Below are 17,545 nucleotides of genomic sequence, written 5' to 3' on the forward strand. Positions count from 1 at the left end.
GCAGTCGTCGAACGCCGCGGCGGCTATTTGGTGGCGCCCTCGGTGAGGCCGCCACGCCAGAATCGCTGCATGATCACCATGGCGATCATGAGCGGGATGATCGACAACAGCGACCCCGTTACCGTGAGAGCGAACAACCCGGCATCGCGATCCTGGCCCGCCTGCCATGTGGTCATGCCGAGTGTGAGCGGGTACAGCCGCTCATCCGCGAGCATCACGAGCGGCAGGAGATAGTTGTTCCAGACGCCAACCACCTGAAACAGGAACACCGTGACGAGGGCCGGTGTCATCAGGCGCAGGCCGATGGTGAAGAAGATCTTGATCTCCCCGGCACCGTCGAGCCGTGCCGCTTCTAGCAGCGAATCCGGAACAGCCGTTTCGGCATAGATACGCGACAAGTAGAACCCGAACGGCGACACCAGCGTCGGCACCAGCACCGACCAGTAGGTATTGCCGAGTCCGGCCCAGCTAAACAGTAAGTAGAGGGGGATCGCCGTCGCAGTCGCTGGGATCAGCACCCCCGCGAGAACGGTTCCGAAGACCAGTTCTTTGCCCTTGAATTTGTACTTTGCCACGGCGTATCCGCCCATGGCCGCAAATAGTGTCGCGCCTACCGCACCAACGCCGGAGTACAGCAGGCTGTTGCCGAGCCAGCGCACGAAAATACCGTTGTTGTAGGCAAGGGTGTCTGCGATGTTGGTCCACAGCTGCGGGTTGGCGAAGAGAAAGCCGTTGCTGCCGAACAGGTCGGGGGTGGACTTGGTCGACGCGATGATCACCCAGTAGATCGGAAGTAGAAAATATACCGCCGCGACCAGCAGAATCGCGGTGATCAGGATTTTTTTGGCTCGCGCAGCGGGGGTCGGCTGGCGCTTGCTCGAATCCCGCGGCGGGGCAGCGGCTGTCGGCGCTACCGTGACGAGTGTCGTCTGCTGTTCATCGGTAGTCGTCATCGATCCGACTCCTTTCCGTTGGTCAGGCGCAGGAACGTGAACGACAGCACGGCCGCGGTGAGCGCGATCAAGACCGCCTGGGCTGCCGCCACGTTGAAGTCGTTATTGGTGAACGCCGACGTGTACGACGCCATGTTGGGCGTGTACTGCGTGTCGATGGAACTGGACACCTTGCGCAGCACCTGCGGTTCAGCGAAGAGTTGCAGAGTTCCAATGATGGAGAACACGACGGTGAGCGTGATCGCGGGGCGAATCAGGGGGAGCTGAATGTTGAAGAAGGTGCGGAATGCCCCCGCTCCGTCGATTCGGGAGGCCTCGTAGATCTCGGTCGGGATTGCCTTCAGTTGGGCGATGATGATGAGCATGTTATATCCGGTGTATGACCAGGTCACGATGTTGGCGATTGACCAGAGCACGGTCGTCTCGCCCAGGAAGTCGGGTGCGAATCCGAGCGCGGTGAGCAGATCCACAATGGGGGAGAGGCCGGGCACGTAGAGGAAACTCCACAGAATCGACGCGATCACGCCGGGTACGCCGTAGGGCAGAAAGAACATGGTGCGAAACAAGCCCGGCCAGCGTACCGAGGCCGATTCGAGGATCACGGCCAGCACCACGGCCAGCGCAATCATCAGGGGCACCTGCACGACACCAAAGAGCAGCATCCGCCAAATCGACGCGATGAAAGCGCTATTGCCAAGGGCCTGCACGTAGTTGTCCAGGCCGGCAAATTGCACCGTTCGGCCGTTCTCGCCAAACAAACCGAGGCGCTGAACCCGCGTGAAGCTTTGCACGATGGCGTAGACGATGGGGCCGATGAAGGTGATCAGGAAGATCACCAGGAATGGTGTCAGGAGCAGCCACGGTGCGCGTTTCTCCGCCTTGTTGTGTGTTATCCGGCGTGGGCTTAGTTCCTGGACGGGCGGGGTGTCGGACTTGATGGTCATGTCGCACTCCGCACGTTGAGACCCTTGTTTCTCAGGTCGGCGACCGTGCGCAGTTGCACTTCGCGCAGTGCAGCGACGAAACCGTCGCCGGTTTTCGGGGCAGCGGCGAGGGTATCCGCGAAATGGTTGCGGCTCGTGAGCACGGTGGGCCACCAAGTCCAATCGTTGGGTACCAGGGCGCTCGACGCGGCATACTCGGCTACGACGTGCTCGTTCGAGAAGTAGGCGGACCGTTCGGTGAGCTGGGTGTCGTAGTGTCCCTGTGCGCTCGACCAGCCGATTCCGCAGAACTTGGTCATGGCGTCGATTGCCTCCGGATCGGTGGCGAGCCAGGTGGCGAAGGCGAGGGACTCGACGGGGTGCTGTGAACCACGCAGTACGACCGACGATGACCCGCCCTGCGTCGCGGTGCGTGCCGACGCGCTATTCAAGGCTGGCCACTGCGGCATGGGCGCGACGGCCCAGGCATCCGCTTTGTCTGGATCGTTGCCCTGGATGATCGGGCCGGCCCAAGAGGCCGCCGTCCAGCCGAGCACGGTTCCGTCTTGCAGCCCGGAAAACCAGCTCGTCGCCCACGGCGGCCGCCGGGTGTCCAGCAGACCCTCGCCGACGAGGCCTCCCCAGAAGCGCGCGACCTCAGTGGATGCCTCGCTGGCGATGTCGACGACCCAGGTGTCGTCCTCGACGGATACCCACTTGCCGCCCGCCTGCGACATGAGCGACAGCAGGATTTCGGGGTCGTTAAGTGGGAATGCTTCGATGTACGACTTGGGGTCGGCGGCTCGCACCGCCCGGGCGGTTTCGGCGTATTCGGCCCAGGTTGTGGGCACTGTGAGGCCGAGTTCTTCGTACCGGTCGCGGCGATAGTAGCTGACCAGGGGGCCGCCATCTACGGGCACACCGTAGATGCCGCCGGCAAATTGCACGGCATCCGCTTGCCAAGGAACGAGCTTATCGACGATGGCCGTGCCGCCATGCGGCGACAGATCGACGAGCCCGTCTTCGATGAGGAATGCCGGAATCTGGTAGTTCTCGAGCTGCGCGAGATCGGGTGCCGCCCCCGCGTTAAGCGCGGAGAATACCTTCTGGTAGCCGCCGGATGTGCCGCCGGGGATAGTGGTTGCGGTGACCTGCACACCGGGATTGTGGGCATTCCAGATGTCGACGACGTTCGAGAACCCGCCCCACCAGGACCAGTAGTCCAGGTGCACGACCCCGCCGGGCAGCGTGGCAGCCGGGCTCGTGCAGGCAGCCATCGTTCCGCCGACCGCGATCATGCCGGAGGCGGCTGCCGCGAAGCGCAGTAGCGTGCGCCGGTCGATCGGCGGCATCACGGGGCAATCTCGACAGCCACGGAAACCGGAAGGTCGCGGCTGTGCGTGCCGGCGTGCAGTCGGTATCGGCCGGAAGGCGTCATCCACTCGTGGCGCGAAACGTCCCAAACCTGAAATGCGCGATCGCGAATCGGCACGGCAATCTTCACCGTCTCGCCGGGTTCAGCGTGCGCGGTCGCAAACCCGGCCAGGCTGCGTACCGGGCGAACGAGAGCGCCTAGCGGTGGCTCCAGATAGACCTGGGCCACGGCCGTTCCGGCCCGCGCGCCACTGTTGCGCACCGTGACCATAACGGTGCGGTCAACGGATGTCCCAGCGTCGTCGGACACCTGCACATCGGTCACCTGCCAGTCGGTCCAGCCGAGCCCGAAGCCGAAGGGGCGGGCAGGTTCCCGCTTGAGGGTATCCCAGGCGCGGTGGCCAACGATCACGCCCTCGGAGTAGTACAGGTGACCATCCGTCGGCTTGCTGGCCCGCTCGGGGATATCGATCTCGCGCGCCGGGAGCGTCCATGGCAACCGGCCAGCCGGTTCGACGAGCCCGGTCAGTACGTCGGCCAGGGCATGGCCACATTCCTGGCCGGGAAAGAAGGTCCAGAGCACGGTAGCGACGTCGTCAACCCAGGGCAGCAAGACGGGCGCTCCCGCATTGACGACGACGATGGTCGGGGTGCCGGTCGCAGCGACGGCGCGCACAAGATCGTCCTGGCCGCCGGTCAGGGCGAGACTGACGCGGTCGAAGCCCTCGCTTTCGACCTCGTCGTTGGTTCCCACGACGACGATCGCGACGTCCGAGCGTTGCGCATTGGCCACGGCCTGCTGCAGCCGTTCGGCGTCGCTCGGTCCGGGAGCTCCGTGTCGGATCACGACGACCGACCAACGCCCGAAATCATCGAGGTTGGGTATTTCAAGGTCGATGCACACGGCGACGGCGCGCGGGATCGTCACGTCAAGGTTCGTCGTGGCTCCGGGCGGGTTGTTGTTTGAGCTGGTCAGCACATCTTCGCCGGTCGCCGTCTCGGTCTCCATGTGCAGGGTTGCCCCATCGAGGGTGCTGGTGTGACGCCCGAGGGCGAAGACGCCGAGATCGTGGATGCCGGCCTCCGGCAACTGCACGATCCCGCGAATCACGACTCGGGTCACCGCAGCGCTGGCCGGTGTGATGCGGAGCTGGCCACCGGCGGGTTGCGTGGTCGTGGCGATCAGGCCGTTGTGAGCGTCAAAGTGCTCGAGGGTCCATTCCTCCGTGCGCGCGGCGTCGACGACGGGCTGGGTAAGCCGGGAGGAACATCCACTGTCGACGGTCAGGGTGACATCCGAGCCGAACGCGGCCCGCAGACCCTGCTCGGGGCTCACGACGTAGGCCGGGTTGACGTGTGCACTGCCGCCGCCCTGGGTGAAGGCTTCGACCGCATTCGGGCCGATCAAGGCGACCCGGCGCGGTGCGACGAGCGGGAAAATATCGTCCGAGCGGCGTAGTACGACGGTCGACCGGGCCGCGAGGCGCCGCAACACTGCCGGCACGTCGACGGATGGAGCCGGTCGGGTGACCGCGCCGTCGAGCGCCCCGACACGATGGGCCAGGCGCAGGATGCGCAGCACCTTGTCATCAAGCACCGATTCGGCCACGGTGCCCGTGCGGATGGCGGAGAGCAGGGCGGCGCCCCACGGCCCGAGCGGGCCCGGCATGGCAAGGTCGAGGCCGCCCAGCGCCGTTTCGACCGTGCGGCGGGCGGCCATCCAGTCGCTCATCATCACTCCGTCAAAGCCGAACTCACCCTTGAGTACATCGTTGACGAGGTGACCGTGTTCGCTCATCGGTGCCGCTTCGACGCCGTCATCTACTCCGTTATAGGCCGACATCATCGCCCAGGCCCCGGCGTCGACCGCGTCATTGAAGGGGGCCAGATAGACCTCCCGCAGGGTGCGCTCGTCAATGTGCGCCAGGTAGGTCGTGCGCTCGGTTTCGGTTTCGTTGCCGATAAAGTGTTTCGGTGTAGCCGCAATACCGTGCGACTGGATGGCCCTGACGACGGCCGCCCCGATGGCGCCGACCAGCAGCGGGTCTTCAGAGAAGTTTTCGAAATGGCGCCCACCAAAGGGCGTGCGTTGCAGGTTGATGACGGGAGCGAGCACGACGTCGACGCCCTGACCGTGCGCTTCGGCTGCGAAAGCGTCGCCGATCTCGCTGGCCGCAGCGAGGTCCCACGTCGCTGCGAGGGCGGTGGGGCTCGGAAAGCTGGCCGACGGTGTCGGGTCGATGTCGGAGACACCGCGCACTCCGGCTGGCCCGTCCGAGAGGGCGACGGCGCGCAGTCCGATCTGCGGTACAGCGGTGAGGAGCCATGACGTAGCCCCGGTAACCATTGACACCTTGGTCTGCAGATCGAGGCGCAGCAGCCGGTCGCGGAGGTCCTTCTCGACAATCGAAGTTGTTTCCTGGGGAGAACTCACGGTGCTAGTCATCATTGTCCTGTCCGTACGCGTCATCGTCATAGCTGACTGACCATATAGTAAGTTACGCGTTGGACGGAGCGCAAGTTCGCGCAGAACCGGCTAAGAACCGAGTCAGGGCCGAGTAAGCGAGCCGGGCGCCAAGCGCAGAAGCGCCTCGATGCCGTCGGCGGCATCCGTTGCCATGCTGATCGACCCGGGGGCGTGCAGCCACTGCACCTGCAGTCCGTCGAGCAGGGCGATGATGCAGGCAGCGGCGATGTCGGGTGTGACCGCGGGCTCGACGAGACCCGAGGCGGTCATTGCCACGATTTCGGCGCTCACCTGCTCTCGCAGGGTGGCGTAACGCTGGCGGAAGTAGTCCGATCCAGGGTGCCCGGGGATGACACTTTCCGCCGCGAGCACGGTGAAACCCTGCACGATCCCTGGGCGAGACTGGTTGGTCACGACCGTGTCGACGAGGTGCTGCATGAGGGCCAGCCCGTGAGCCGGTAGGGCAGTATCACGCTGGCTCAGCACCTCGATGAAGAGGTTGTCTTTCGACTGGAAATGGTGCAGCACACCGGCCTGGGTCACGCCGGCACGTGCCGCGATCGCGGCGAGCGGCACCTGCAGATAGCCCTGATCACGGAACAATTCCTCGGCTGCGCTGAGGATGTGATCGCGGCGGTTGGTGCGCCGCACCGGCGAAGAATTTGAAGGCAACACTGTGTCAGCTTAGCGCTGGGCCGCTTCACCAGAATATGGCCGCGCACCGGCGGCGCCCCGCCGCCGCCGGTGCGAGTCAGGCTGGCTCGGTGACCTGCGGGGGCAGTGCGGAGATGACGGGGTGGTCCTTGGCGAGCACGCCAATCTTGGCGGCGCCTCCCGGGGAGCCGATGTCATCGAAGAATTCAACGTTGGCTTTGTAGTAGTCGGCCCACTGTTCGGGCAGGTCATCTTCGTAGTAGATGGCCTCGACCGGGCAGACCGGTTCGCAGGCCCCGCAGTCGACGCACTCGTCAGGATGGATATAGAGCGAGCGTTCGCCCTCATAAATGCAGTCCACCGGGCATTCATCGATGCAAGCACGATCTTTCACATCGACGCACGGCAGAGCGATCACATACGTCACAGGGTCAACAACGCTTCCGTGCGCGAGATCCCAACCTGTTCCGCGCGGGAGATGACCTTCACCCGTTCGCGACCCGGAGTGACCTCGTCGAGGCTGCCGAGCATCAGTTCGTGGGCATCGAGGGCCTGCCAGCCGGCCCAGGTAGTGAACTCCACCCCGCGTTCGTCCAACAGGGCCAGAATTGCATCCACCTTGCCCACGACAGTGCCCCCGGCGACCAGCACCGGCAGGTCGGCCACGAGCCGCGTCACGGTTTCCAGCGCGTCTCCCTTGGTGTGGCCAATCAGCCCGATCGGGCCGCGCTTGATCCATCCGGTGGCGTACAATCCGGCGATCGGCTCGCCGGCCGCATCGAGCACCCGCCCGCCATCGTTTGGAATGACACCGCGCACGGCGTCGAACGGCACCTCCGTGAGGGCGCTGCCGCGGTAGCCGACCGCTCGATAGATGGCCTGCACCGGGTAGTCGATAATCTGACCGGTCGATCGCACTCCGCCGTCTCCGGTGTGTTCGGTGCGTTCAAAACGGATGCCTTCCACCCGTCCGTCTCCGTACACCTCGACCGGGGCGTGCAAAAAGTGTAGGTGCAAACGACGCGAGGCGCCGCTCGGAGCCTTGGTGAGCCATCCGTTCAGTGTGCGGGTCATGATCTTGACCTGGTTATTGCTGGCGACGAGCTGTTCACTGTACGAATCGGGGGTGAAGTCCTCGGCATAGACCACGAGGTCGACGTCGGGAATGTCGGCGAGTTCGCGCAGTTCGATCGGGGTGAATTTCACCTGGGAGGGCCCGCGACGACCGAATATGTGTACGTCGGTGACCGGAGAACCGGCGAGGCCGGCATAGACCGAGGCGGGAATGTCGGTGGTGAGCAGGTCGTCGGCGTGCTTGGCGAGAATGCGGGCCACGTCGAGGGCGACGTTGCCGTTGCCGATCACGGCCACGTCGGTTGCGTCGAGCGGCCATTCCAGGGGGACGTCGGGGTGCCCGTCATACCAGGACACGAAGTCGGCGGCGCCGAATGAGCCGGGCAGGTCGATGCCGTCAATGACGAGCGGGGCGTCGAGAATGGCGCCGGTCGCGAAGATAACCGCGTGGTACTGCTCGCGCAGGTCGGCGAGGGTCAGGTCGGTGCCGTACGTGACGTTGCCGATGAAGCGAATCGTACCTGCGTCGAGCATCTCCTGCAAGGACTTGACGATGCCCTTGATTCGCGGATGGTCGGGGGCGACGCCGTAGCGAATGAGTCCGTATGGTGCTGGCAGCGAATCGAACAGGTCGATGGCTACCTGGTGACCAGCCTCCTGCACGAGCCGGCCCAGAATATTGCCGGCGTAGATGCCGGCCGGGCCGGCGCCGATAATGGCAACGCGCAGGGCAGAAGAAACGGGAATCATGAAAAACCTTTCAACAGCAACGGACAAAAAAATGGATGCGCCGGTCAGCGCAGGCCAGCGGCCATCAGTCCGCGGCGGCGCAGCAGGCGACGCTCGATCGGAGCGAAGATGACGAGCTCGACCAGAATCCCGACGAACAGAATCACCAGGATGGTCGCGAGCACGCCCGCCAGATCGGCCAGTTCTCGGCTCTGGTTCAGCATGGTACCGAGGCCGAACCCGATCGTGCCGCCGGTCGTGATGATTTCCGCGGCCATCAACGAACGCCACGCGAAAGCCCAGCCCTGCTTGAGGCCGGAGAAATAGCCGGGCAGCGCGGCCGGCAGCACCACGAGGGTCGCCATTTCGAAGCGCGAGGCGCCCAGTACCGTGCCGACGCGGCGAAGCTGCGGCGGAATCTGGTCGACTCCGGAGACGAGTCCGTTGGCGATCGAGGGGACGGCGCCCATCAGGATGACGAAGTACACCGTTGCGTCGGTGAGGCCGAACCAGATGATCGCGGCTGGCACCCAAGCGACCGATGGCAGCACCTGCAGACCAGACAGCAGTGGGCCGACGGCCCGTCGTACCGGGCGGCATTCAGCGAGCAACAGCCCGATCGGGGTGCCGATGGCGACGGCGATCAGAAAGCCGAGGCCGCCGCGCTCGAGGCTCGTCGCAACCGCGAGCTGGAGGCGCTCGCTCGACCACGCGCTGGCCAGGGCGCCGAATACGTCGAACGGCCCGGGAATCAGGTCGGGGCGGGGTTTGGCGATCACAATGTAGATCTGCCAGGCTGCGACGAGAGCGATGAGCAGCAGAATCGGTGGCAGGACACCGTCGACGGTGCGGCGAAAGGCTCCGCGGGCCGTTTCGGGGACGGCCTGCAGGGAGTCCAGGCCAGCTTCGAGGCGGCGCAACTCGTCGTGGTCGGGGTCGTGCACCCTCGCGGTGGCAGTCTGTGATTCAAGCGGCATTGCGGCGAATCTCCTTTCGCAACTGGTCGGTGATCTCGTCGCCCAGACGAGCTACTTCGGGGGATTCGATTCGGCGGGAGCCGGTATCGGTGATGGTCCACTCGTTGACGATGCGGCCGGGGCGCGACGACATCAGGAGGATGCGCTGCCCGAGCCGGGCCGCTTCCCGCACGTTGTGCGTGACGAAGACAATGGTACGGCCCGTCTGGCGCCACACCCGTTCGAGCTCTTCGTGCAGCAGGTCGCGGGTGATGGCGTCAAGCGCCGCGAACGGTTCGTCCATGAGCAGTACTTTGCGGTCCTGCGCCAATGATCGGGCCAGGGCTACCCGCTGTCGCATACCGCCAGACAGCTCGTGCGGGCGTTTCTCGGCCGCATCGGCCAGATTGACCAGATCGAGCAGTTCGAGGGCTTCCCTCCGGCGTTCCTTGCGCGGCACACCGCGCAGCTTCAGGGCGAGCTCCACATTGCGGCCGGCGGTCAGCCACGGAAACAGGGCAGCGTCCTGGAACATGACCGCTGCCTTGCCGCTCGCCACGGTCACGGCGCCCTCGGTCGGCTTCTCCAGGCCGGCGATGATGTTGAGCAGTGTGGACTTGCCGCATCCGCTCGCTCCGAGCAGACAAACGAACTGGCCGGCTTCGATCGAGAGGTTGATGTCCTCGAGCACGAGCGGACCGGTGCCGTAGCGCTTGCCGAGACCGTCAATGGTGATCGCGACCGGCCCGGAGTCCGTCGCAGCGGCTTCCTCACCGGCCACGGGCGTTTCAGAAGTCTGCACCGGCGCGGTCACCACTGACGTGCGTGCGGGCGAGGTCACGGCGACACGTCCGATCCGGCGCCCGAGCCGTCGCCAGCCCGGGTGGGCTCGCCCGGCGCAGTGACGATGCCGGCGGCGAGGGTTGCGCCGTCCTGCGGGTGAATCACCAGGAAGGCGCCCGAGCGGCGGTTCTCTACGTAACGTTCCACGGGCAGATCGCGCGATAAGCGGATGCTCGCCTGCCCGATGTCGTTCACGGCGAGCGAAGTGGCCGGTTCAACGCCGAGGGTCGTCAGGTCGAGCCGGCCGGTAACCTCGCTGACCAGAGCCTGCACCACGGTCGTGCCGAACTTCACGAGAATTCGGGCGCCCGGAGCGAGCGGCCGCGGGTCGAGCCAGAACAGGTCGGCTTGGAGGGTGCGGGTGACCGGCGGCAGGGTGCCCCGCGCTGCAATGACGGCACCGCGGGCAATGTCGAGGTCGTCGGCCAGCCGCAGGGCGACCGACTGCGGCGCGAAGGCCTCGTCGAGGGCGACTCCGGCAAAGTCAATGCCGGTGACGGTGCTGGTGCCGCCGCCGGGTTCAACGCTGACGGTGTCACCCACCTTGATGCTGCCGCTCGCGACCTGGCCGGCGTAGGCCCGGTAGTCGCGAAAGGTTTCGGCTAAGTCCGGCGTAACGACGACCGCACCCTGCGGACGAAGCACAAGTTGGACCGGCAGGCGAAACGCCTCGGTGGCCTGGCCTCGTTCGTCGAGGTCGTCGATCACGGTGAGGGTTTCGAGCAGTTCGAGCAGGCTCGGCCCGGCATACCAGGGGGTGCGCTCAGAGCGGTCTACGACGTTGTCGCCGACCAATGCCGACACCGGAATCACGAGAACTTCAGCGATGCCCAGTTCGGCGGTGATGAGACGAACGGATGCCTCCACCTCCCGGTAGGCGGCCTCGTTGTAGTCCAGCAGGTCGATCTTGTTGACCGCGACGATGACGTGGGGTACTCGCAGCAGTGCGACGACGCTGAGGTGCCGGCGCGTCTGTTCGAGCACCCCTTTGCGGGCGTCGATGAGCATGATGACGGCATCCGCTGTGGTGGCACCGGTGACCATGTTGCGGGTGTACTGCACGTGGCCGGGGCAGTCCGCCAGAATGAACGAGCGGGCGGGTGTTGCGAAGTAGCGGTAAGCCACGTCGATGGTAATGCCCTGTTCACGTTCGGCGCGCAGGCCGTCGGTCAGCAGGGCGAAGTCGATGCCGCCGCTCTCGCCGCCGAAGCCGCGCTCGGTCGACGTGCGGGTGACCGCTTCGAGCTGGTCGGCCAAGATGGCCTTCGAGTCGTGCAGCAGGCGGCCCACCAGGGTGGACTTGCCGTCGTCGACCGAGCCTGCCGTCGCGAAGCGAAAAAGGGTGCCCTCGGGAGCGGCGACGGCGGCTTCGGTGGCGAGGTCCTGGGTATCAATGATGAGGGTCATGCGATTACTCCGTTCCGAGTCCGGCGGCCGAAATGGGCGCGCCTGATGCTGCGGCGAGAATGCCATTGAGCTGGGTCAGGTCAAACAAGCCAGTGAGGTCGCCGTCTTTCGCGGTGCCGGAAGCGACCGCCTTCTGCAGCGAGATCGAAAAAGTGTCGGCCAGGGGGTCATTGGTGAAGTGCAGGCCGCCCAGGGCACGTTCGATGACCGCGTCAGCGAGGGGCTTACCGGTGTCGGCGGCAAGTTTCTTGTTGATCACGGCGGCCGCTTCGGTGGGATGTTCGTTCAGCCAGGCAATGGATGCCGTATGGCCTGCCAAGAGGGCCCGCACCGTTTCAGGGTGGTCGCGGTTGAAATCGGCGCCGACGAGCAGCACGGTCGTGGGAAACTCGCCGTTCGGCCACAGGTTGGCCTCCTCGACGAGCACGTGGGCATCCGCTTCGAGCACCAGGCGAGACACCCAGGGTTCCGGCAGCCAGGCGCCGTCGATCTGCCCGCTCTGAAGCAGGGTGAGCGCGCGGGCGTTGTCGGTCGGCGCGACCGTCACATCGCCGCCACCGGTCGTACTGGTTTCATAGCCCTCGCTTTTGAGCCAGGAACGCAGGGCGACGTCCTGCGTATTACCGAGCTGCGGTGAGGCGAGAGTCGTGCCCGCAAGATCGGCGGGCGAGTCGATACCGTCGCGCACGACGAGGGCGGCGCCGCCGATAGTTGCGCCCGCCACGATGACCGCGCTCTGCCCGGCGCTCTGCACGAAGGTGTTGACGGCCGGGCTCGGGCCCACATAGGCGGCGTCGATCGCGCCGGCGCTGAGTGCCTCGATTGCGGCCGGACCCGCTCCGAAAGCCTGGGCGTTCAGGGTCGTCTCGCCGAGGGCATCGGCGAAGAATCCCTGCTCGAGGCCGACCAGGGCCGGGGCGTGGGTGAGATTGTCGAAATAGCCGAGGCGCAGTTCCTCGGCGGGTCCGGTGGCGCTTCCGGCGGAGGCCGCGCCGGAGCATCCGCTCAGCAGCAGCAGCAGCGTCGCCGCTAGGGCTGCGCCGATGGCGGCGATCGGCGTGCGCATCAGAAGTAGCCTTCCTTTTTGCGGTCTTCCATGGCGGCCTCTGAGATGCGGTCGTCGGCGCGGGTCGCGCCGCGTTCGGTGATGGTGGATACCCCCACCTCGCGTACGACGTCGGAAACGGATACCGCCGCCGAGTCGACTGCGCCGGTGCAGCTCATATCACCCACCGTGCGATACCGCACGGTGCGAAGTTCGATGGTCTCGTCGGCCCGTGCTGGGCTGACCGGGCCAACGGCACGCCACATATTGTCGCGGCGGTACACCTCACGCTTGTGGGCGTAGTAGAGCGAGGGCAGTTCGATGTTCTCGCGTTCGATGTAACGCCAGACGTTGAGTTCAGTCCAGTTGCTGATCGGGAAGGCGCGAACGTGCTGGCCGACGGTGTGGCGGCCGTTGTAGAGGTTCCACAGCTCCGGGCGTTGGTTGCGCGGGTCCCACTGCCCGAATTCATCGCGCAGCGAGAGGATGCGCTCCTTGGCACGCGCTTTATCTTCGTCCCGACGGGCACCGCCGAAGACCGCGTCGTGCCGACCGGCTGCGATGGCGTCGAGCAGCGGGAGGGTCTGCAGGGGGTTGCGGGTGCCGTCGGCGCGTTCCGCCAGGCGGCCGTCCGCGATGTACTCCTCGACCTTGGCCACGGTCAGGCGTACGCCGTGCGCGGCGACGGTCTTGTCGCGAAACTCGAGCACTTCGGGAAAGTTGTGGCCGGTGTCCACGTGCAGCAGCGAGAAGGGAATCCTGCCCGGCCAGAAGGCTTTCGCGGCAAGGTGCAGCACGACGACGGAGTCCTTGCCACCGGAAAACATCAGCACGGGGCGTTCGAACTCGGCGACGACCTCACGAATGATGTGGATCGCTTCACTTTCGAGCACGTCGAGTTCGGAAAGGCGGTGAGCTATTGCCGGTGTAGTGGTCATAGGTGGAGCCCGCATTCTGTCTTCTCGAGGGTGGCCCAGCGGCCGGAACGGGGATCGGCATCCGCCGCGACGGGCTGGGTGCAGGGGGCGCAGCCAATGGAGGGGTAGCCCTGGGAGAGCAGTACGTTCACGGGAACGTGGTGTTCGGTGGCGTAGTCCATGAGTTCGTCGTAGCTCCAGGCGGCAACCGGGTTAACTTTCACCAGGCCGTTGCGTTCATCCCAGGTGATGAGCGGGGTGTTGGCGCGGGTGGGTGCTTCGTCGCGGCGCACGCCGGTGAACCACAGCTCGTAGCCGCCGAGCGACCGCTGTAGTGGTTCGACCTTGCGCATCGCGCAGCAGGCGTTCGCGTCGCGGGCAAAGAGTTCGGCGCCGTGCAGGGCATTCTGCTCCGGCACCGTCGTCAGCGGCAACACGTCGACAACCGTCACCGGCAGGGCGGCAGCCACCGCGTCGCGGGTCGCATAGGTCTCATCGAAGTGGTACCCGGTGTCGAGAAAGAGTACGTCGACGCCGGGCAGCTGCTGCGAGACGATCTCGGGCAGCACCGCGTCGGCCATGGAGCAGGCGACGGCGACAGAGTCAGCGCCGAAATTGCGGGCGACCCAGGCAACGACCTCGGCGGCGGTGGCCTCACGATTGTTGGCGGCAGCGGCCGCGGCGAGCTCGGCCGAGCCAGCTTCGGCGAGGGCCTGCAGCTCGGCGCTCGGTCGACGCGGCGGCAGGTCGCGGGCAGTGGATGCCGCAGCGCGGGCGTTCAGGTTGACAGCGCTCATTTGAGGTCCTCCTCATCGGCGCGGTGTGCCCACTGCGCAAAAGTCTCGTCGCTGCTGCGGGCGGCCAGAAAGCGGAGCACGAGGCGTTCGACGTAGTCGGTGAGGTTCTCAGCGGTCACCTTGAGGCCGCGCACGGTGCGGCCGAGGCCGGCTTCTTCGCGATCGACCGAGGCGAGACCGCCGCCCAGGTGTACCTGGAAACCGGGGGTGGAACCGCCGTTGCCGTCTGGCAGCAGTTGGCCCTTCAGCCCGATATCCGCCGCCTGAATACGGGCGCAGGAGTTGGGGCATCCGTTCACGTGCAGGGTGATGGGGTGCGGGGCATCGATGGTGGCGAGGCGTTTTTCAAGCTCGAGGATTGCATCCGTTGCCGTCTGCTTGGTTTCGACGATGGCGAGCTTGCAGAATTCGATGCCGGTGCAGGCGACGGTGGAACGGCGGAACAGGCTCGGTCGGGCCGAAAGCCCGATCTCGTCGAGCGCCGCGATGAGGGGCTCCACGTGCTCCTCCGCCACGTCGAGCACCACGATTTTCTGATGTGGGGTCGTGCGCAGCCGCGTCGAGCCGTAGGCCTCGAGCAGGTCGGCAAGGCGGATGAGGGTCTGGCCGGAGACTCGGCCGACGAAGGGGGCCACGCCGATGTAGAAGCGGCCGTCCTTCTGCTTGTGCACACCAATGTGGTCGCCCTGCGTCTTCGGGCGCGGCGCGGCGGGGCCGTCTGGCAGGGGGTAGCCGAGGTACTCATCTTCGAGAATGCGACGGAATTTCTCGGTACCCCATTCGGCGAGTAGAAACTTCAGGCGTGCTTTGCCGCGGAGGCGACGGTAGCCATAGTCCCGAAAGATCGAGGTGACGCCGCGCCAGACCTCGGACACTCGGTCTTCGGCCACGAAGGCACCAAGCCGTTCGGCGAAGCGCGGGGTGGTGCTGAGGGCGCCGCCCACCCACAGGTCATAGCCGATGCCGAGTTCGGGGTGGTCGACGGCGACGAGGCCGATGTCATTGATTTCGTGCACAACGTCCTGGCTGGGGTGGCCCGTGATAGCGGTCTTGAATTTGCGCGGAAGGTTGGCGAATTCGTCGGTGCCGAGATACTTGCGCGCGATCTCCTGGATGACCTTGGTCGGGTCGATCAGTTCGTCTGCGGCAATGCCGGCCACGGGGGAGCCGAGGAAGACGCGGGGTACGTCACCGCAGGCCTGGGTGGTTTCAAGGCCGACGGCTTCGAGGCGGCGCCAGATTTCGGGCATGTCCTCGATCTGGATCCAGTGCAGCTGCACGTTCTGGCGGTCGGTAATGTCGGCGGTGTCGCGGCCGAAGTCGCGGGAGACCTCACCGATCACACGCGTCTGTTCGGTGGTGAGCTGGCCGCCGTCGATGCGTACCCGCAGCATGAAATAGCGGTCTTCGAGTTCTTCCGGCTCGAGGGTCGCGGTCCTGCCGCCGTCGATGCCGGGCTTGCGCTGCGTGTAGAGGCCCCACCAGCGAAAACGGCCGTGCAGGTCGGTTCCGTCAATGGAATCAAACCCCTGCTTGGAATAGATTTCTTCGATGCGGCCACGGACTGCGATGCCGTTGTCGACCTGCTTCCAGACCTCGTTGCCGTTGAGCGGTTCGGTGCCGTCTATCTTCCACTGGCCGTTCGGGCGGGTGGACGGCCGCGGCGGGCGGGCTGCGGGCAGTTTGGTCGCGACCGGTGCGTTTGCAGTCACGGCCGTTTCGCTGTGCACCGTCTCGGTTTCGTTAGGCACGTCTGCTCCCTCGGTTTGCGGCGCCGCCCCGGGGTTCACAAACCGAAGCAACGACACTCACGCTACTGCGGCGCACGAACAGAGGGCGGCGAGGGGGGTCACGTGCTGTCACACACTGTCACGCGACGTCACACAGATTGCGCGGAACCGGTCGAGTGTTTGGTCGGCCGTTGGCGTGCTGCGACCGGCCCGTGGTGCTCGCCGCGCCGAAGGCGGCGGCGTCCCCGTAGGCTAGGCACATGGCTGAACGAACCCCCTGGTCCCTCTCCGGCGCACTGCGCGGAATGTTCGCGAAGAAGACCATCGACGCTGACACCTGGGACGACCTCGAGGACGCCCTGCTGCAGGCCGACTTTGGTCCGAGTGTCACCGATGCGGTCATCACCGATCTGCGTACCAAGGTCGCCAAATACAACACGACCGACCCGACCGACCTGCAGCGGATGCTGCGCGAAGGCATCGAAGAGCGGCTCTCGGTTCTCGACTCCACCCTCACACTGTCCGAGCGCCCCGCCGTCGTGCTGGTCGTCGGCGTCAACGGCGTCGGCAAGACGACGACAATCGGCAAGTTCGCGAAGTTCTTGAACACCTACGGCCGCAGCGTCGTGATCGGCGCGGCCGACACCTTCCGGGCCGGGGCTGTCGAACAACTGTCGACCTGGGCCGAACGCGCCGGCGCGCAGATCGTGAAGCCACAGATGACCGGCCAGGATCCGGCATCCGTCGCTTTCCAGACCGTCGAGAAGGCGAAGAGCGAGGGCATCGAAATCGTGCTCATCGACACCGCCGGGCGGCTACAGACCAAGGGCGGCCTGATGGACGAGCTCACCAAGATTCGGCGGGTGGTTGAGAAGCAGGGTCCGATCGCCGAGGTGCTGCTCGTGCTCGACGCGACGACCGGTCAGAACGGGCTCGCCCAGGCCGAAGCGTTCATCGAACACGCCGGGGTCACCGGCCTCGTATTGACCAAGCTCGACGGCTCAGCGCGGGGCGGCTTCGTGCTGGCCGTGCAGGAGAAGACGGGCATTCCAATCAAACTGGTCGGGCAGGGTGAAGGCATCAACGACCTCACCGGTTTCACCCCGCACGTGTTCGCCCAGAAACTCGTCGGCTGATGAAGAACTTTAGAGGAGCACTATGAGCATTGAACACGATTTCTTCGGAATTCTCGGCGACGAAGACGAAGGAGAGGTGTACTGGTCGGACTCCGCCGAGCTCGGCGACCAGAGCGTCGAAATCGATCTCAATTCGCCCGATGAAGACTCGGTGACCGCCGAAGCGCTCGACATCGCTGCAGCGATGATCGGCTCGATGGAGGACCTCGACTCCCAGGTGCGCGAGTCCCTCGTGGCCGACCTGTCGGCTGAGGTGTCGGTGACGAGCCAGTACATCGCTGAGCAGCTCGACGAGATGGACCAGGAGGCGATCGAAAACGCCATCATCTGGGATTCCGGCGACCAGCAGATCGACTTTCTGCGCTCGCTGCGCCTACAGCGCATCGGTTTTCACCCGCATCACGCCAGCAACGAGGCGCACTTCGCGGTGCTCGAGTACGCCATCAGTCCCGACGACACCGACGGCCTGCTCGTCGTGACGATCGACGTGCACGGCGACACGGTCCTGGTGGCCCTCGACAGCTAACTCGACCGGGCCCG

At 65.5% G+C, this 17,545-nt stretch carries 16 protein-coding genes; 2 read left to right on the forward strand and 14 right to left on the reverse strand.

Features of this window, described 5'->3' with window-relative positions; all coding sequences use genetic code 11:
- Positions 1–23: 23 nt before the first annotated feature.
- The 14 genes from CXY70_RS06475 to CXY70_RS06540 all read right to left on the reverse strand — a co-directional run bounded on the left by CXY70_RS06475 (position 24) and on the right by CXY70_RS06540 (position 15,851).
- Positions 24–953 carry a carbohydrate ABC transporter permease gene (locus CXY70_RS06475; protein WP_104191570.1) on the reverse strand — a complete coding sequence of 310 codons (930 nt, stop codon included), beginning with the start codon at positions 951–953 and terminating at the stop codon, positions 24–26.
- Positions 950–1,897 carry a carbohydrate ABC transporter permease gene (locus CXY70_RS06480; RefSeq protein WP_104191571.1) on the reverse strand — a complete coding sequence of 316 codons (948 nt, stop codon included), beginning with the start codon at positions 1,895–1,897 and terminating at the stop codon, positions 950–952. The genes CXY70_RS06475 and CXY70_RS06480 overlap by 4 nt, the downstream gene beginning before the upstream one ends.
- Positions 1,894–3,231 (reverse strand): extracellular solute-binding protein, encoded by a 1,338-nt coding sequence (locus CXY70_RS06485; RefSeq protein ID WP_146066083.1) that lies wholly within the window; start codon positions 3,229–3,231, stop codon positions 1,894–1,896. Before CXY70_RS06485 ends, CXY70_RS06480 begins: the two co-directional genes overlap by 4 nt.
- Positions 3,228–5,684 carry a beta-glucosidase gene (locus tag CXY70_RS06490; RefSeq protein ID WP_233205780.1) on the reverse strand — a complete coding sequence of 819 codons (2,457 nt, stop codon included), beginning with the start codon at positions 5,682–5,684 and terminating at the stop codon, positions 3,228–3,230. The genes CXY70_RS06485 and CXY70_RS06490 overlap by 4 nt, the downstream gene beginning before the upstream one ends.
- 114 nt (positions 5,685–5,798) lie before the next feature.
- The gene (locus CXY70_RS06495) at positions 5,799–6,392 is read right to left on the reverse strand and encodes a TetR/AcrR family transcriptional regulator (protein WP_199183387.1); all 594 of its coding nucleotides are present in this window, start codon (positions 6,390–6,392) and stop codon (positions 5,799–5,801) included.
- A 76-nt stretch (positions 6,393–6,468) separates the two neighbouring features.
- The gene (fdxA, locus tag CXY70_RS06500) at positions 6,469–6,798 is read right to left on the reverse strand and encodes a ferredoxin (protein ID WP_104191573.1); all 330 of its coding nucleotides are present in this window, start codon (positions 6,796–6,798) and stop codon (positions 6,469–6,471) included.
- Complete coding sequence (locus CXY70_RS06505; RefSeq protein ID WP_104191574.1) at positions 6,795–8,195, reverse strand: FAD-dependent oxidoreductase; 1,401 nt, start codon at positions 8,193–8,195, stop codon at positions 6,795–6,797. Before CXY70_RS06505 ends, fdxA begins: the two co-directional genes overlap by 4 nt.
- A gap of 44 nt (positions 8,196–8,239) precedes the next feature.
- A complete protein-coding gene (locus CXY70_RS06510) occupies positions 8,240–9,151 on the reverse strand; it encodes an ABC transporter permease (RefSeq protein WP_104191575.1) in 912 nt (303 codons plus the stop codon).
- A complete protein-coding gene (locus CXY70_RS06515) occupies positions 9,141–9,866 on the reverse strand; it encodes an ABC transporter ATP-binding protein (RefSeq protein WP_199183390.1) in 726 nt (241 codons plus the stop codon). Before CXY70_RS06515 ends, CXY70_RS06510 begins: the two co-directional genes overlap by 11 nt.
- 101 nt (positions 9,867–9,967) lie before the next feature.
- On the reverse strand, positions 9,968–11,380 hold the full coding sequence (locus CXY70_RS06520) for a sulfate adenylyltransferase subunit 1 (protein WP_104191576.1): 1,413 nt from the start codon (positions 11,378–11,380) through the stop codon (positions 9,968–9,970).
- Positions 11,381–11,384: 4 nt separating this feature from the next.
- A complete protein-coding gene (locus CXY70_RS06525; RefSeq protein WP_104191577.1) occupies positions 11,385–12,446 on the reverse strand; it encodes an ABC transporter substrate-binding protein in 1,062 nt (353 codons plus the stop codon).
- Entirely contained in the window at positions 12,446–13,363 is a 918-nt protein-coding gene (gene cysD, locus CXY70_RS06530) for a sulfate adenylyltransferase subunit CysD (RefSeq protein WP_199183388.1), read from the reverse strand. The genes CXY70_RS06525 and cysD overlap by 1 nt, the downstream gene beginning before the upstream one ends.
- The gene (locus tag CXY70_RS06535; protein ID WP_104191579.1) at positions 13,360–14,139 is read right to left on the reverse strand and encodes a phosphoadenylyl-sulfate reductase; all 780 of its coding nucleotides are present in this window, start codon (positions 14,137–14,139) and stop codon (positions 13,360–13,362) included. Before CXY70_RS06535 ends, cysD begins: the two co-directional genes overlap by 4 nt.
- Positions 14,136–15,851: a nitrite/sulfite reductase gene (locus CXY70_RS06540; protein ID WP_304481720.1), complete on the reverse strand. Its 1,716-nt coding sequence runs from the start codon at positions 15,849–15,851 to the stop codon at positions 14,136–14,138. Before CXY70_RS06540 ends, CXY70_RS06535 begins: the two co-directional genes overlap by 4 nt.
- A gap of 278 nt (positions 15,852–16,129) precedes the next feature.
- On the opposite strand from CXY70_RS06540, the gene ftsY reads away from it, so the two are divergent.
- Positions 16,130–17,005, forward strand: coding sequence for a signal recognition particle-docking protein FtsY (gene ftsY / locus CXY70_RS06545; protein ID WP_104191580.1), 876 nt, complete (start codon positions 16,130–16,132; stop codon positions 17,003–17,005).
- Between the two features lie 22 nt (positions 17,006–17,027).
- Positions 17,028–17,531: a DUF2004 domain-containing protein gene (locus CXY70_RS06550; protein ID WP_104191581.1), complete on the forward strand. Its 504-nt coding sequence runs from the start codon at positions 17,028–17,030 to the stop codon at positions 17,529–17,531.
- Positions 17,532–17,545 lie beyond the last annotated feature (14 nt).

It is taken from the genome of Cryobacterium sp. Y82 (assembly GCF_002929495.1).
In the GTDB taxonomy this organism is placed as follows: domain Bacteria; phylum Actinomycetota; class Actinomycetes; order Actinomycetales; family Microbacteriaceae; genus Cryobacterium; species Cryobacterium serini.